The organism is Ottowia flava (assembly GCF_008017535.1).
Lineage (GTDB): Bacteria > Pseudomonadota > Gammaproteobacteria > Burkholderiales > Burkholderiaceae_C > Ottowia > Ottowia flava.
Map to the genome: position 1 here is coordinate 58,718 of NZ_VRUA01000010.1, position 13,819 is coordinate 72,536.

Sequence of the window (13,819 nt, forward strand, 5' to 3'; positions counted from 1 at the left end):
CGATCAGCTCTTCTTGAACAAGGGGTGCAGGGTGCTGTGCTTGGCGTCGAACACCTCCGGGCCTTCGTCGATCTGCAAGGTCAGGCCAATGTGCCGGCTCGCCATCACAGCATCCAATCGAGCTCTGGCGCTGGCCAGGATTGCGCGACCAGCTTCTGTTTGTATAGCAGCGGTGCGCCCGCGACCCATGCGCAGGTTGAGGTACATGAAGCCGTATTCGCCCGGGTCATTGCCGGTGATGCCCGTCTTGCCAGCGCCCTGCGCACGGCCAGCAGCGCCCCCATCGGCCACGGCAAAGTGCGGCGCCGGGTAGGCCAGCACGCGGGTGCCGCCGGTCGGAAAGACCGCCTCGCCCCTCTCGTCGCGCACGCCGATCATGGCGTCGGCCAGGTCGCGGCACAGGGCGGGCATGTCGACCACGGCGTCGAGGTTGCTGGTGTAGAGAATGACCAGGTGCGGCATGCGCGGCGCCCTGCTTACAGCCGCGGAAACGCACGGTAGCTGCCGGCGCGCGAAGCTTCGGGCTGCGGTACGGCGCTGCCGTCTTGCGGCGTGACGGGGAAGATGGCGTTGATCTGCCCGGTGCCCGATGCGCCGAAGTACGGTGTGACCACCTCGACCTGGCCGTCGTAGGCCGACCAGCCGAGCGCGCCGAGCAGCATGGCGGTGTCGTGCATGAAGCCTTCGCCGTGGCCCTTGCTGGCGTACTCGGGCAGCATGGCGCAGAAGTCGGCCCATTCGCCGCGCTGCCACATGCCGACCACGTCGTGGTCCAGCCGCTCCAGGAACGGGCTCCAGACCTTGAAGGCGAACTCGGGCGCCAGGCCGTTCTGCGCAAAGCGGTGCGACAGCGAGCCGCTGGCGAAGAAGGCGACGGTGCCGTCGTAATGCTTTTCCACCGCTTCGCGCATGGCCCAGCCCAATCGGGCGCTGTCGTTCAGGTAGTGGCTGGTGCACAGCGCCGACACGCAGATCGCCTTGAAGTGCTGGTCGGCATTCATGTAGCGCATGGGCACCAGCGTGCCGTATTCGGGGCCCAGCGTCGTGGCGTCGTGCGCCAGCGTTTCCACGCCGTGCTCGTTGCAGACCTGCGCCAGCAAACGCCCCAGCTCGGGGTTGCTGGGGCAGGCAAAGCCCATGTTGCGGATGAAGTGCGGCAGCTCGTTGCTGGTGTAGGTGCCTTCCCAGTGCGGCGCGCAGTTGATGTGGTAGTTGGCGTTGACCAGCCAGTGCGTGTCGAACACCACGATAGTGTCCACGCCCAGCTCGCGGCAGCGCCGCCCGATTTCCTTGTGACCGTCGATCGCGTCCTGCCGCGTGCCCTGGCGCGGGCCGGGCAGCTCGCTCAGGTACATGCTGGGCACGTGGGTGATCTTGGCGGCCAATGCCAGTTTGCCCATGGTGTGTCTCCTTGAAGAAGTGTGATCAGCCTCGGGCGGATCGCGAACCCGTGGCGGCGAAGCCCGCCACCCCAGCGAACGCCGTTGCCGGACCTGCGCCGGCAACTGGCGTTGTCCCCCCTCCCGCAGCGCGCAGCGCGAAGAGAGAGGGGGGAAGGCGCGTCAGCGCCTCAGGGGGGAGCCCCATCATTCCGCCGTAATCCCCGCCTTGCGGATCACCTCGGCATAACGCGCGATCTCGCTGCGGATGAAGTCGGCGAACTGCGCCGGCGTGCCCGACTTGGCGGCGATGCCGCCCTTCTTGAAGGCTTCGACCACCGTGGGCGTCTGCATGGCCTGGTTCACGGCCGCGTTCATGCGCTGCACGATCTCGTCGGGCACACCCGCGGGGGCGAGCAGGCCGTTCCACGAGTTCGACACGACGTCCACGCCTTGCTCCGCCAGTGTCGGGATGTTGGGGGCGTACACCGAACGCTTGGCCGTGGCCATGCCGATGGCCACCAGCTTGCCGGCCTCGACGTGGCCGCGGAATTCGGGCCAGTTGCCGAACATCATCGACACCTGACCGCCCAACAAATCGTTCAAGGCCGGCGCCTGGCCTTTGTAGGGCACGTGCACCAGGTCGAGCCCCAGCTGGCTGTTGAGCATCTCGCCCGCCAGGTGCGCCGAGGTGCCCTGGCCGAACGAGGCGTAGCTGAGCTTCTTGCCGGCCTTGGCCTGCGCCACGATGTCGGCCACGCTTTTCAGGCCGCTGGCGGGGTAGGTGGCGAGCACGTGCTCGGACAAGCCCATCAGCGCCACCGGGCGCAGGTCCTTGAGGGTGTCGTAGGGCAGTTTTTTGAGCAGCGTCTGGTTGACCGTGAAGCTGTTGGCCACCGTGACGAAGCTGTAGCCATCGGGCGCCGCCTTGGCCACGCTGTCCACCCCGATCACCGTGCCGGCGCCGGGCTTGTTCTCCACGACGATGGGCTGACCCAGGATCTTGCTGGTCTCGGCCGCGACGAGGCGCGTGACGAAATCGGTCGTGCCACCCGGCGTGAAGGGCACGACGATGCGCAAGGGTTTGCTCGGCCACGTGCCTTGCGCCTGCGCGCTGGCCAGCCACGGCAGCGCGGCGGCGGCCGCACCGGCTTGCAACACATGACGGCGGGTGATGGCGGTCGGGTTCATGGGGTTCTCCTGGTACTGCTGGAAATGGAAAGGCGCGTCTGGACTCAGACGCCCCAGTGCGGAATGTGGTGCGAACCCATCGACACGGCCACGTTCTTGGGCTCCAGAAACACCTCATAGCTCCAGGTGCCGCCTTCGCGCCCGGTACCGCTGGCCTTGGTGCCGCCGAAGGGCTGGCGCAGGTCGCGCACGTTCTGGCTGTTGACGAAGCACATGCCCGCCTCGATGGCGGAGGCCACGCGGTGGGCGCGGCCGATGTTCTCGCTCCAGACGTAGCTGGACAGGCCGTACTCGATGTCGTTGGCCTTCTGGATGGCGTCCGCCTCGTCCTTGAACGGGATCAGGCAGGCCACCGGGCCGAAGATTTCTTCCTGCGCGATGCGCATCCGGTTGTCCACGTCGGCAAACACCGTGGGCCAGACAAAGTTGCCCTTGGCCACGTGCGCGGGCAGTTCCGCCGCGTAGGACGGCCGGTCGATGCCGCCGCACAGCAGGGTCGCACCTTCCTTGGGCCCCAGGTCGATGTAGCTGCGCACCTTGGACAGGTGGCCCTGGCTGATCATCGGGCCGATGATGGTCTTCTCGTCCTGCGGGTCGCCCACCACGATCTTCTTCGCCCGTTCAGCGAACCTGGCGGCAAAGTCGGCGTAGATGCTTTGCTGCACCAGGATGCGGCTGCCGGCGGTGCAGCGCTCGCCGTTGTTGCTGAAGATCATGAACACGGCGGCATCCAGCGCGCGGTCGAGGTCGGCGTCGTCAAAAATGACGAAGGGCGACTTGCCGCCCAGCTCCATGCTGAACTTCTTCAGGCCCGCGGTCTTGACGATGCGGTTGCCCGTGGCGGTCGAGCCGGTGAAGCTGATGGCGCGCACGTCGGGGTGCGCGCACAGGGGCTCGCCCGCTTCCTTGCCGTAGCCGTGCACGACGTTGAGCACGCCGGCCGGAATGCCCGCCTCCAGCGCCAGCTCGCCCAGGCGTGCCGCGGTCAGTGGCGACAGCTCGCTCATCTTGAGGACCGCCGTGTTGCCGAAGGCCAGGCAGGGCGCGACCTTCCAGGTGGCGGTCATGAAAGGCACGTTCCACGGGCTGATCAGCGCGCACACGCCCACCGGGTGGAACAGCGTGTAGTTCAGGTGCGTGGGCGTGGGGTAGGTGTGGCCGTCCACCCGCGTGCACATCTCGGCGAAGTAGCTGAAGTTGTCGGCCGCGCGCGGCACGAGCTGCTTGCCCGTCTGGCTGATGGTCTGGCCGGTGTCATCGGTTTCGGTCTTGGCGATCTCGGGCACATGCTTCGCGATCAGCTCGCCCAGGGCGCGGATCTTCTTGGCGCGCTCGGTCGCGGGCAGGCCGGCCCACGCCGGAAACGCGGCCTTGGCGGCGGCCACGGCCGCGTGCATTTCGGCTTCGCCTCCGGCGGCCACTTCGGCCAGCACGGCTTGCGTGGCGGGGTTCACGGTTTCGAAATAGGTGTCGCTCGCGACCGCCTTTCCGTCAATCAGATGATCAATTTTCATAGCTGCTCGCGCTTATTGGGCCTGGGCTAGCGCCCGATTTGGTTCAGAAACGATGGTGTTGTGCAGGGCGCCGATGCCCTCGATCTCGCAGACCACTTCGCTGCCCACCGGGCAATTGACCACGCCGTCCGGCGTGCCGGTCAGGATGAGGTCGCCGGGGTACAGCGTCATGAAGCTGCTGAAGTACTCGATCAGCGTGGCCACGTCGAACACCATGTCGGCCGTCGTGCCCTGCTGCGTGACCTGGCCGTTCACCGTGGTGCGCAGCGCCAGGCGCATGGGGTCGGCCACGTCGGCCGCGTCCACCAGCCAGGGGCCGATGGGCGTGCAGGTGGCGCGGTTCTTCACGCGCAGGTTGGGGCGGTACCAGTTTTCCAGGTAGTCGCGGATGGCGTAGTCGTTGGCCACGGTGTAGCCGCGCACGTAGTCGTAAGCGTCGCCCTTTTTCACGCGGCGCGCCTCGCGGCCGATGACCACGGCCAGCTCGCACTCGTAGTGCATGTTCTCGACGCCATCCGGCCGCACGGTGCGCGCGCGGTGGCCGATCAGCGACGAGGCGCTTTTGGCGAACGCCAGCGGCTCCTCGGGCGGCTTGAAAGCCAGCTCGCGCGCGTGGTCGGCGTAGTTGATCGCCAGCGCCAGCACGCTGCGCGGGCGGTGCGGCGGCGTGGGCGTGAGCGGCGGCAGCCAGACCACGTCGTCAAAACCGACGCGCTGGCCGCGCAGGCCGGGCGTGAGCAGTTGCAGTTGTCCGTCCACGGCCACGGCGTCGTGCACGGCGCCAGACCAGGCGATGCGCGCATGTTTCATGTGGCCTCCTGTGCCAGCGTGTGGACCAGCGGCGCGAAGCCGGGCGAGCTGATCTCGATGCGGTCACCCGCCTTGGCGCGCGGGCGCGTGCCGTCCGCCAAGCAGTCGGTGCCGACCATCAGCACATCGCCCGGCTCCAGCGCCATGAACTCGGCCACGTCGGCGAGCAAGGTGGCGGCATCGCGCACCAGGCTGGCGAGGGAGACGGTTTGCACGGTGCTGCCGTTGATCTTGACGTCCAGGGCGATCGCGCCGACGTCGGCGAGCTTGGCCAAGGGACGCAGGGCCGGGCCGCAAACCAGAAAGCCGTCGCGGTTGCGATAGCGCAGCGCGGGGCGGTAATAGCTGTCGTGCGGCAGGCTCAGGTCGCTGAGCAGCACGCAACCTGCGATGGGCGGCAAAGTTTTTGCTACCATATTAATAGCTGCTTGCGCTGATGGTTGTAGCGCTTGAGCCGATTCTGACCACCCATCACCGATCACCAGGCCGATGCTGGCGCCCACGTCCACCTCACCCGGCACGGGTACGGCGGCGCCCTGCGGCGCGTAGGTGTTGGCCGTTTTCACGTACAGCACCGGCGCGCGCGGCGCAGCCTTGTACGGCGCCTCGGTCATGCGCGGCGCCCACAGCTCGGCCTCGCGGCGGAAGTTCAGCAGCGTGCCGTACACCGTCCCGGTCGGCAGCCAGGCGCTGGCGCTCATCGGGCCACCTCGTCTGGCATGGGCTGCAGATCGTCGGTCATCGGTTCGTTCTCCTCTTCGTCGCCCTGCAGGGCGATCAGGTCGTCCAGCAGGGCGTACAGTTGTTCCAGCTTGTGCTGGCCGAGCTGGGCTTCCAGCGATTCGTACTGCGCCTCTATCGCAACGCGCAACGCGCTGGCCACGGCCAGCCCGGCTTCGGTGGCAAACACCACGCTGCGGCGCGCGTCTTGCTCGCTGCGCTGGCGCCGCACCAGCCCGTCGCGCTCCATGCGCGCCAGCATGCCGGTCAGGCTGGGGCTGAGCAGATGTGCTTCGCGCGCCAGGCTGCCGGTGTCCAACCCCTCGGCATGCGCCGGGTCGGACAGCACGCGCAGCACGCGCCACTGCTGGTCCGACAGCCCGTGGCTGCGCAGCGCGGGGCGGCGGCGCTCCATCAGCGCCTCACGTGCTTTCAGCAACAGCAAGGGAAGGTTGCGGTGGCGAAATCGGGCAGGGCGGGGCATTTATTTAATGTATTAAATATCTTGCACCCGTGCAAGCCTTCTCCGCACGGTCCCCCGCGGGGCGCTGCGGCGCCCCATCGCAGGCCGCAAGACGGGGGCAGCCGACGCGCCCTCCCAAGCCGCGCCGGGTGTGAGACCATGGCCCCGTACCCCACTCGCCGCCGCACCGGAGACCTGACCGCCATGTCCATTCACGCCTCGGATTTCGACGCACCGCCCGTGCGCCGCTTGCGCGCCGACCTCGCGCTGGCCCTGCGCGCCGCGGCGTTCCACGGTCTGGCTGAAGGCGTGTGCAACCACTTCAGCGTGGAACTGCCGGACGCCTCGGGGCGCTTCCTGCTGAACCCGCGCGGGCTGATGTGGAGCGAGGTCGAGGCCGACGACATCGTCATGGTCGACAGCCAAGGCCAGCGCCTGGCCGGACGGCGCGAAGTCGAGCCGACCGCCATGTTCATCCACGCCGCCATCCACCGCCTGTGCGGGCAGGCCTGCGTGATGCACACGCACATGCCGCACGCCACGGCGCTGACGCTGATCGACCTGCGCATGCTGGACACCACGCTGTCGCAGAACGCGATGCGGTTTCACGGCCGAACGGCGGCCGACGCGCACTACAACGGCCTGGCGCTGGACGCCAACGAGGGCGAGCGCATCGCCCGCGCGATGGGCGACGCCGACGTGGTCTTCCTGGGCAACCACGGCGTGGTGGTGTGCGGTGCGCGCATCGACCACGCCTACGACGATCTGTACTACCTGGAACGCGCCTGCCAGGCCGAGGTGCTGGCGCGCGCCACCGGCCGGCCGCTGGCGCCGGCCAGCGCCGAGCTGGCGGCGCGCGTGGCGGCGCAGACGCTGGGCGAACGCCTGCAGTCCGAGCTGTTTTTCGAGGCGCTGCGGCGCAAGCTGTAGCAGCGCGGCAGAATCCGCCCATGACCCAATCCACTGCCCTCACCTCTGCCTTCGGCACGCGCTGGCCACTGATCCAGGCGCCCATGGCCGGCGTGCAGGGCAGCGCCCTGGCGCTGTCCGTCAGCGCCGCGGGCGGGCTGGGCTCGCTGCCCGCCGCCATGCTGGCGCCCGACGCCCTGCGCGCCGAACTGGAGCGCCTGGCCGCCAGCGGCCTGCCCTACAACGTCAACTTCTTCTGCCACACGCCGCCCAAGCCCGATGCCGCGCGCGACGCGGCCTGGCGCGCGGCGCTGGCGCCGTACTACGCCGAGCTGGGCCTGGACGTGAACGCTGTGCCCGCCGGGGCGGGCCGCACGCCGTACAACGCCGCGTCGGCCGCGCTGATGGCCGAATTCAAGCCGCGCGTGGTCAGCTTTCATTTCGGACTGCCGGCGCCCGAGCTGTTGCAGGCCCTCAAGAATCAGGGCACTTTTGTGCTCTCGTCGGCCACCACCGTGCGCGAGGCGCTATGGCTTCAGGAGCATGACGCCGACGCCGTGATCGCCCAGGGTCTGGAGGCTGGCGGCCACCGCGGGCACTTCCTCAGCGACGACCTGACCGAGCAGATGGGCACGTTCGCCCTGCTGCCGCAGCTGGTGGCGGCGCTGCACGTGCCAGTAATCGCCGCGGGCGGCATCGCCGACGCGGCGGGCGTGCGCGCGGCGATGGCGCTGGGCGCGTCCGGGGTACAAGTCGGCACGGCCTACCTGTGCGCCGACGAGGCCACCACGACCGCCCTGCACCGCGCCGCGCTGCAGTCTGAAGCCGCACGACACACCGCGCTGACCAACTGCTTCACCGGCCGCCCGGCGCGCGGCATCGTCAACCGGATGGTGCGCGAACAAGGGCCGATCAGCGCCGCCGCGCCTGCCTTCCCGCTGGCCACGGCGCTTGCCGCGCCCCTGCGCGCGGCGGCCGAAAAGCTGGGCCGCACCGACTTCACGCCGCTGTGGAGCGGCCAGAACGCGCAGCACTGCCGCGCCGCGCCCGCGGCCGAGATCACGCAGACGCTGGCACAGGGCCTGGAGCACGCCGCCGCATGAGCTTCTCTGCCGAAGAACGCGCTCAGTTGCTGGCGCTCAAGGGCGTGGGGCCGACGGTGGTGCAGCGGCTGGAACAGGCGGGCTACACCTCGCTGGCGCAGCTGGCCGGGTTGGACCCGCTGGCCGTCACCAAGCAGATTTCGCAGATGATGCGCAGCACCTGCTGGCACAACAGCCCACAGGCGCGCGGCGCGATCGGCGCCGTGGTGGCGCTGGCCGACCAGGCCAGCAGCAGCGCGGGCTAGCGCGGCTTCAGCGCCGCGGCGGCGGCTGCACCGGCTCGATCTGCCAGCGCGCCATTTCTTCGTCGCGAACGCTCTGCAGGCGCGCGTCGATGCGCTTGGCTGCCACCCGCGCAACGCTGGCCAGCTTCAGCAGGTCGCGCTCCGTCAGCGTCGGGTCGGCGGTCTGGCTGAAGCAGCACAGCGTGCCGTACACGCGCCCGTCGGACAGCACGATCGGCGTGCTGAGGTGCGCGCCGACGCGAAACGGCGTGGCCGGCAGCAGCGGAAAGGCCGGGTGCGTGGCCGCGTCGTGCACCAGCTGCGGCAGGCGCCCGTCCAGCACGCATTGGCAGAAGGATTCTTCCAGGCTGGAGCCGCCGCCGGTGGCGATCAGCTCGCAGCCCGGTTGGGTGTCGACGTGCTTGAAGTTGCGCTGGCCGTCGCGGATTTCGGACAGGAAGATCACCTCCATGGCCAGGTGCTTGCGCAGGTCGTGCAGCACTTCGCGCACGGTGTCGTCCACCAGGGTGTCGCTGCGGGTGGCGGTGGCAAGGAGCAACTCGCTCACATGCACTTCAAGGGCGTCGGGCGCGTAGTCCCAGAGATGCACGCTCATGTGGTTGTCAGGTCCCGGCAGCCGGCGCTGCCTGTCGGTGCGGGCAGTCGGCCTGCCCGTCGTGAAGCCAAGGGTGAAGGCCGATTGTCGGCCGCTGAGCGCGTGCGACGCAATCAAAAGTTCCAATACCCCCAGGGGCTGGGGGATTTTGGATGAAAACGTCCACCAGCCTTAGAAGTATCTGCGCAGGCAGCTACTCAAACAATAGCAACTTCCAGTGATCGCCACTTTGGAAAGCGACGGCCGGGCCGGCCGGCGGCCGACCTTTATTGCACCGCCAGCTCGCCCTTGGTTTCACGCCCCAGCAGCGCCACGGCCAGCGCACCGATGACGATGGTGATGGCAAACAGGGTGAATACGGCGCCGGTGCTCCAGCCCTGAGCCCCGAGGAACGGGATGGCCAGCGGGCCCAGGATGCCGCCGATGCGCCCGACGCCCGCGGCCATGCCGACGCCACTGGCGCGGATGGCGGCGGGGTAGTTTTCAGGCGAATACGCGTACAGCGCGCCCCAGGCCCCCAGGTTGAAGAAGGACAGCAGCGCGCCGTACAGCAGCAGTGCGCCTTCGGTGTTGGCGTTGCCAAAGGCCCAGGCGCTGGCCGCAGTGCCGAGCAGGTAGACCACCAGCACGAACTTGCGGCCCATGCGTTCAATCAGCCAGGCGGCGGTGAAGTAACCGGGCAGCTGCGCCAGCGTCATCAGCAGCACGTACTCGAAGCTCTTGATCAGCGCAAAGCCCTTGCCGACCATGACGCTGGGCAGCCACAGAAACATGCCGTAGTACGAGAACACGACGGTGAACCACAGCACCCACAGCATCAGCGAGGACCGGCGGTGTTCGTCGGACCACAGCGCCGCCAGCCGCGCCGACCAGGGCATGCCGGCCGATGGCGGCGCGGTGGGCTTGTCGTCGGGCAGCTTGCGGCGCAGGTACAGCGCGTACACCGCGGGCAGCGCACCCAGCATCAGCGCAACGCGCCAGCCCATGTCCTTGTCGAAGCGTGGAATGACGAAGTAGGCAATCAGCGCGGCCAGGATCCAGCCCAGCGCCCAGAAGCTTTCCAGCAGCACGACGATGCGCCCGCGCTCGTGCGCAGGCACGCGTTCGGACACGTAGGTGCTGGCCACCGGCAGTTCGCCGCCCAGGCCCATGCCGATGAAAAAGCGCAGCACCATCAGCACGGTGAGCGTGGTGGCAAAGGCCGACAGGCCGCTGGCGATGGCGAACAGCAGCAGCGTGATGATGAACACGTGCTTGCGGCCGATGCGGTCGGCCATCATGCCGAACATCATGGCGCCCACCGCCATGCCGATGGAGTTGATGGCGCCCAGCCAGCCCATTTGCCCCGCCGACAGGCCCCAGTCGGCCTTGAGCGCGGCCAGCACGAAGGACAGCAGCCCCACGTCCATGGCGTCGAACATCCAGCCCATGCCGGAGGTGAAGAGCAAGCGGTTTCTCGATACCGGGGGGTGCACCTCAGCTTCTGCAGCGATCATTGACAGTCTCCGTCCTTCTCTAAAGTGCGCGCATGGTAGCCGGGTTTTGCCCGATTCACGGCGCCTGAAAAGCCATCAGACCCACCCCAGTACCATCGTTTCATGGCCAGTCCCAAAACCACCTTCATCTGCAACCAATGCGGCGCGTCAAGTCCGCGCTGGCTGGGCAAGTGCCCCGGTTGCGGTGCCTGGAACACCTTGGTCGAGAGCGTGCCGGAAACGGCGGGCGCAGGCAAGAACCGTTTAGGCGCGGGTTTTGCGTCGCTCGCGCCCAACAGCCCGGTGCGGCCGCTGGCCGTGATCGAAGCAGTGGACGTGGCGCGCACGCCCACCGGCCAGCCTGAGCTGGACCGCGTGCTGGGCGGCGGCATCGTCGAAGGCGGCGTGGTGCTGATCGGCGGCGACCCGGGCATCGGTAAGTCGACGCTGCTGCTGCAGGCACTGGACGCGCTGCAGCGGGCGGACTTGCCGGCGCCGGGTGGTGGCGAAGTGCCAGGTGGCGGCACGCTCTACGTGACTGGGGAGGAGAGTGGCGCCCAGGTCGCCCTGCGCGCGCGGCGGCTGGGCATCACCGGTTCGCAGGTCGCGGTGCTGGCCGAGATCCAGCTGGAGCGCATCCTCGCGACGCTGGCCGAGCAGCGCCCGGCCGTGGCGGTGATCGACTCCATCCAGACCGTGTACAGCGACCAGCTCACCAGCGCGCCGGGCAGCGTGGCGCAGGTGCGCGAATGCGCGGCGCACCTGACGCGCTGGGCCAAGTCCAGTGGCTGCGCCATCGTGCTGGTCGGCCACGTGACCAAGGACGGCCAGCTGGCCGGCCCGCGCGTGCTGGAACACATGGTCGACACGGTGCTGTACTTTGAGGGCGACACGCATTCGTCGTACCGGCTGATCCGTGCCATCAAGAACCGCTTTGGCGCGGTGAATGAGATCGGCGTGTTCGCCATGACGGAAAAAGGCCTGAAAGGAGTCAGCAACCCGAGCGCGATTTTCCTCAGCCAACACAGCCAGCCCGTGCCCGGCAGCTGCGTGCTGGTGACGCTGGAAGGTACGCGGCCGATGCTGGTGGAGATTCAGGCGCTGGTCGACACCGGCGGCGTCAGCCCGCGGCGCCTGTCGGTCGGCCTGGAGCGCGACCGCCTGGCCATGCTGCTGGCGGTGCTGCACCAGCACGCCGGCGTGGCCACGGGCGACCAGGACGTGTTCGTCAACGCCGTGGGCGGCGTGCGCATCAGCGAGCCCGCGGCCGACCTGGCGGTGATGCTGACCATCACCAGCAGCCTGCGTGGCAAGGCGTTGCCCAAGGGTTTTCTGGCCTTTGGTGAAGTCGGCCTGGCCGGTGAAGTGCGGCCCGCGCCGCGCGGGCAGGAGCGGCTGAAGGAGGCCGCCAAGCTGGGCTTCTCCGTCGCCGTCGTGCCTAAAGCCAACGCGCCCAAGAAGGCGGACAAGGCCTTCGAAGGCCTGACCATCCACGCCGTGGAGCGCGTGGACGAAGCGATGGCGCTGGTGCGTGGGCTGGACTGAGCCGCATCGCCCGTCGACGTTTACTTCAAAATCAATAGCCGCCAGCGCCTATCCATTTAGGGCTGCAGGCCTAGATCGCCTAAAAACCAGCGAAGGCGGTCGTCTCATCATCGGGCTGGCAACGCTGAGGGTGGATGCCCTCTGCGCCGTGCGACGCTACCGCGCGATGGGCGCGGCCGCCCAAGGCGAACCTGACCGCGGCTTCTCACGGCTGGGCGGCCTCCGCCACGCCCCTCATACCCAGAACTCGCAGTTGGCATTGACTTACATAGCGATTTGGATATAATATGTAAATTCTGTCGCGCCTGGCTTGGCTGGGCGCTTTGCGTTTTCAGGCCGAGCATCTCGGCCGCGGGCCTGCCCCATCGGTTGCGCCGCTCCCTACTGAGCGGCGCCGGGGCGGCCAAGGACTTGCTGGGTTCCTGCCGCCTGCGCAGTGCAACCCACATCGCCCGCCCTGGGGCCGTCACAGGGGTCAGTCAGCTGGCCCGGCCCCATCCCCTCGTTCGCCATGCAGCGTGCATTGGCCGGTCATCCACCGTCCAGGTGGCCCACCGGCGCCGCTGCTTTTGCCAACCGGAAGGACAACATGGCCAAAACCATTGAGATAGACAAGGTGTTCAAGGTCTTCGGCGACCAGCCCGAGCGCGCGCTCGAACTGGCCCGCCAAGGCCTGTCCAAACAGGAGATCGTGGCGCAGACCGGCCAGTCGATCGGCGTGTTCGACGCCAGCTTGCGCGTCGAGGCGGGCGAGGTCTTCGTTGTCATGGGCCTGTCGGGCTCGGGCAAGTCGACGCTGGTGCGCATGCTCAACCGGCTGATCGAGCCCACGGCCGGCCGCGTGGTGGTCGACGGCGAGGACATCGCTCAGTACAGCGACGCCCAGCTGCGCGAGTTCCGCCGCAAGCACATCAGCATGGTGTTCCAGTCGTTCGCGCTGCTGCCGCACCTGACGGTGCTGCAAAACACGGCCTTCGGGCTGGAGCTGGCCGGCATCCCCAAGGGCGAGCGCGACGCCGCCGCGCGCGATGCGCTGGAGCAGGTCGGCCTGGCGGTGTGGGCCGACAGTTACCCGGACGAGCTCTCGGGCGGCATGCAGCAGCGCGTGGGCCTGGCGCGCGCGCTGGCGGCCGACCCGTCGATCCTGCTGATGGACGAGGCGTTTTCCGCGCTCGACCCGATCATCCGCACCGAAATGCAGGATGAGCTGCTGCGCCTGCAGCAGATCAAGCGCCGCACCATCGTCTTCATCTCGCACGACCTGGACGAGGCCATGCGCATCGGCGACCACATCGCCATCATGAAAGACGGGCAGGTCGAGCAGGTCGGCACGCCCGAAGACATCCTGCGCGCGCCCGCCAACGACTACGTGCGCCAGTTCGTGCGCGGCGTGGACGCGGCGGCGGTGTTCAAGGCCGCCGACATCGCGCGCAAGACGCAGGTGGAGGTGTCCGAAAGCCCCACGCGCGGCTGCCGCCCGGCCTTGAAGCGCCTGCAGGACCAGGACCGCGAATGGGCCTACGTGGTGGACACGCGCCACCAGTACCTGGGCGCCGTGTCCGCGGATTCGCTGCGCAACGCGCTGCACGGCCACGAAGGCACGCTGGGCCTGCGCCACGCCTTCGTGCCCGACGTCGAGCCGGTGGCCGCCGACACGCCCATCGCCGACCTCTACAGCCGCATGGTCGCGCAGCCCGCGCCGCTGCCGGTGGTGGCGGAGGACGGCCGCTTCGTCGGCACGATCAGCAAGAACACGCTGCTGAAGTTCCTCGATCCGACCACCGACCCGCGCGGCAATCCGCTGCCCGAGCCGACCGAAACCACCGCCGAGCCCGCGCTGAGCGCCTGAGACCGACGCGTTGACGACCAG

The 13,819-nt window shown here is 68.5% G+C and carries 14 protein-coding genes; 5 read left to right on the forward strand and 9 right to left on the reverse strand.

Annotated features, from left to right (window positions below):
* Window positions 1-3: 3 nt before the first annotated feature.
* From FVQ98_RS11480 to hpaR, 7 genes are all read right to left on the reverse strand, one after another.
* A complete protein-coding gene (locus FVQ98_RS11480; protein WP_147913579.1) occupies window positions 4-462 on the reverse strand; it encodes a 5-carboxymethyl-2-hydroxymuconate Delta-isomerase in 459 nt (152 codons plus the stop codon).
* Window positions 463-476: 14 nt separating this feature from the next.
* Window positions 477-1,400, reverse strand: a complete 924-nt coding sequence (gene hpaD, locus FVQ98_RS11485; protein ID WP_147913580.1) for a 3,4-dihydroxyphenylacetate 2,3-dioxygenase — start codon at window positions 1,398-1,400, stop codon at window positions 477-479.
* 186 nt (window positions 1,401-1,586) lie between these two features.
* Complete coding sequence (locus FVQ98_RS11490; RefSeq protein ID WP_147913675.1) at window positions 1,587-2,555, reverse strand: tripartite tricarboxylate transporter substrate binding protein; 969 nt, start codon at window positions 2,553-2,555, stop codon at window positions 1,587-1,589.
* A 59-nt stretch (window positions 2,556-2,614) separates the two neighbouring features.
* Window positions 2,615-4,084, reverse strand: coding sequence for a 5-carboxymethyl-2-hydroxymuconate semialdehyde dehydrogenase (hpaE, locus tag FVQ98_RS11495; protein WP_147913581.1), 1,470 nt, complete (start codon window positions 4,082-4,084; stop codon window positions 2,615-2,617).
* A 12-nt stretch (window positions 4,085-4,096) separates the two neighbouring features.
* Complete coding sequence (locus FVQ98_RS11500) at window positions 4,097-4,894, reverse strand: fumarylacetoacetate hydrolase family protein (protein WP_147913582.1); 798 nt, start codon at window positions 4,892-4,894, stop codon at window positions 4,097-4,099.
* Window positions 4,891-5,595 carry a fumarylacetoacetate hydrolase family protein gene (locus FVQ98_RS11505; RefSeq protein WP_147913583.1) on the reverse strand — a complete coding sequence of 235 codons (705 nt, stop codon included), beginning with the start codon at window positions 5,593-5,595 and terminating at the stop codon, window positions 4,891-4,893. Before FVQ98_RS11505 ends, FVQ98_RS11500 begins: the two co-directional genes overlap by 4 nt.
* Window positions 5,592-6,098, reverse strand: coding sequence for a homoprotocatechuate degradation operon regulator HpaR (hpaR, locus tag FVQ98_RS11510; protein ID WP_147913584.1), 507 nt, complete (start codon window positions 6,096-6,098; stop codon window positions 5,592-5,594). Before hpaR ends, FVQ98_RS11505 begins: the two co-directional genes overlap by 4 nt.
* A gap of 183 nt (window positions 6,099-6,281) precedes the next feature.
* Here hpaR and FVQ98_RS11515 point away from each other — a divergent pair, with 183 nt between their 5' ends.
* The 3 genes from FVQ98_RS11515 to FVQ98_RS11525 are packed head-to-tail and all read left to right on the forward strand — an operon-like array spanning window position 6,282 to window position 8,334.
* On the forward strand, window positions 6,282-7,007 hold the full coding sequence (locus tag FVQ98_RS11515) for an aldolase (protein ID WP_147913585.1): 726 nt from the start codon (window positions 6,282-6,284) through the stop codon (window positions 7,005-7,007).
* A 20-nt stretch (window positions 7,008-7,027) separates the two neighbouring features.
* Window positions 7,028-8,089, forward strand: coding sequence for an NAD(P)H-dependent flavin oxidoreductase (locus tag FVQ98_RS11520; RefSeq protein WP_147913586.1), 1,062 nt, complete (start codon window positions 7,028-7,030; stop codon window positions 8,087-8,089).
* On the forward strand, window positions 8,086-8,334 hold the full coding sequence (locus tag FVQ98_RS11525; RefSeq protein ID WP_147913587.1) for a hypothetical protein: 249 nt from the start codon (window positions 8,086-8,088) through the stop codon (window positions 8,332-8,334). The genes FVQ98_RS11520 and FVQ98_RS11525 overlap by 4 nt, the downstream gene beginning before the upstream one ends.
* A 7-nt stretch (window positions 8,335-8,341) precedes the next feature.
* On the opposite strand, the gene FVQ98_RS11530 is transcribed toward FVQ98_RS11525, so the two are convergent.
* Together FVQ98_RS11530 and FVQ98_RS11535 are read right to left on the reverse strand one after the other, a co-directional pair.
* Window positions 8,342-8,929, reverse strand: coding sequence for a GAF domain-containing protein (locus FVQ98_RS11530; RefSeq protein ID WP_147913588.1), 588 nt, complete (start codon window positions 8,927-8,929; stop codon window positions 8,342-8,344).
* Window positions 8,930-9,195: 266 nt separating this feature from the next.
* Window positions 9,196-10,425, reverse strand: coding sequence for an MFS transporter (locus tag FVQ98_RS11535; RefSeq protein WP_147913589.1), 1,230 nt, complete (start codon window positions 10,423-10,425; stop codon window positions 9,196-9,198).
* 102 nt (window positions 10,426-10,527) lie between these two features.
* Between FVQ98_RS11535 and radA the strand changes: the two genes are divergently transcribed.
* Entirely contained in the window at window positions 10,528-11,949 is a 1,422-nt protein-coding gene (gene radA, locus FVQ98_RS11540) for a DNA repair protein RadA (protein WP_147913590.1), read from the forward strand.
* A gap of 589 nt (window positions 11,950-12,538) precedes the next feature.
* On the forward strand, window positions 12,539-13,798 hold the full coding sequence (gene proV / locus FVQ98_RS11545) for a glycine betaine/L-proline ABC transporter ATP-binding protein ProV (protein WP_147913591.1): 1,260 nt from the start codon (window positions 12,539-12,541) through the stop codon (window positions 13,796-13,798).
* The last annotated feature ends 21 nt before the right edge of the window (window positions 13,799-13,819 follow it).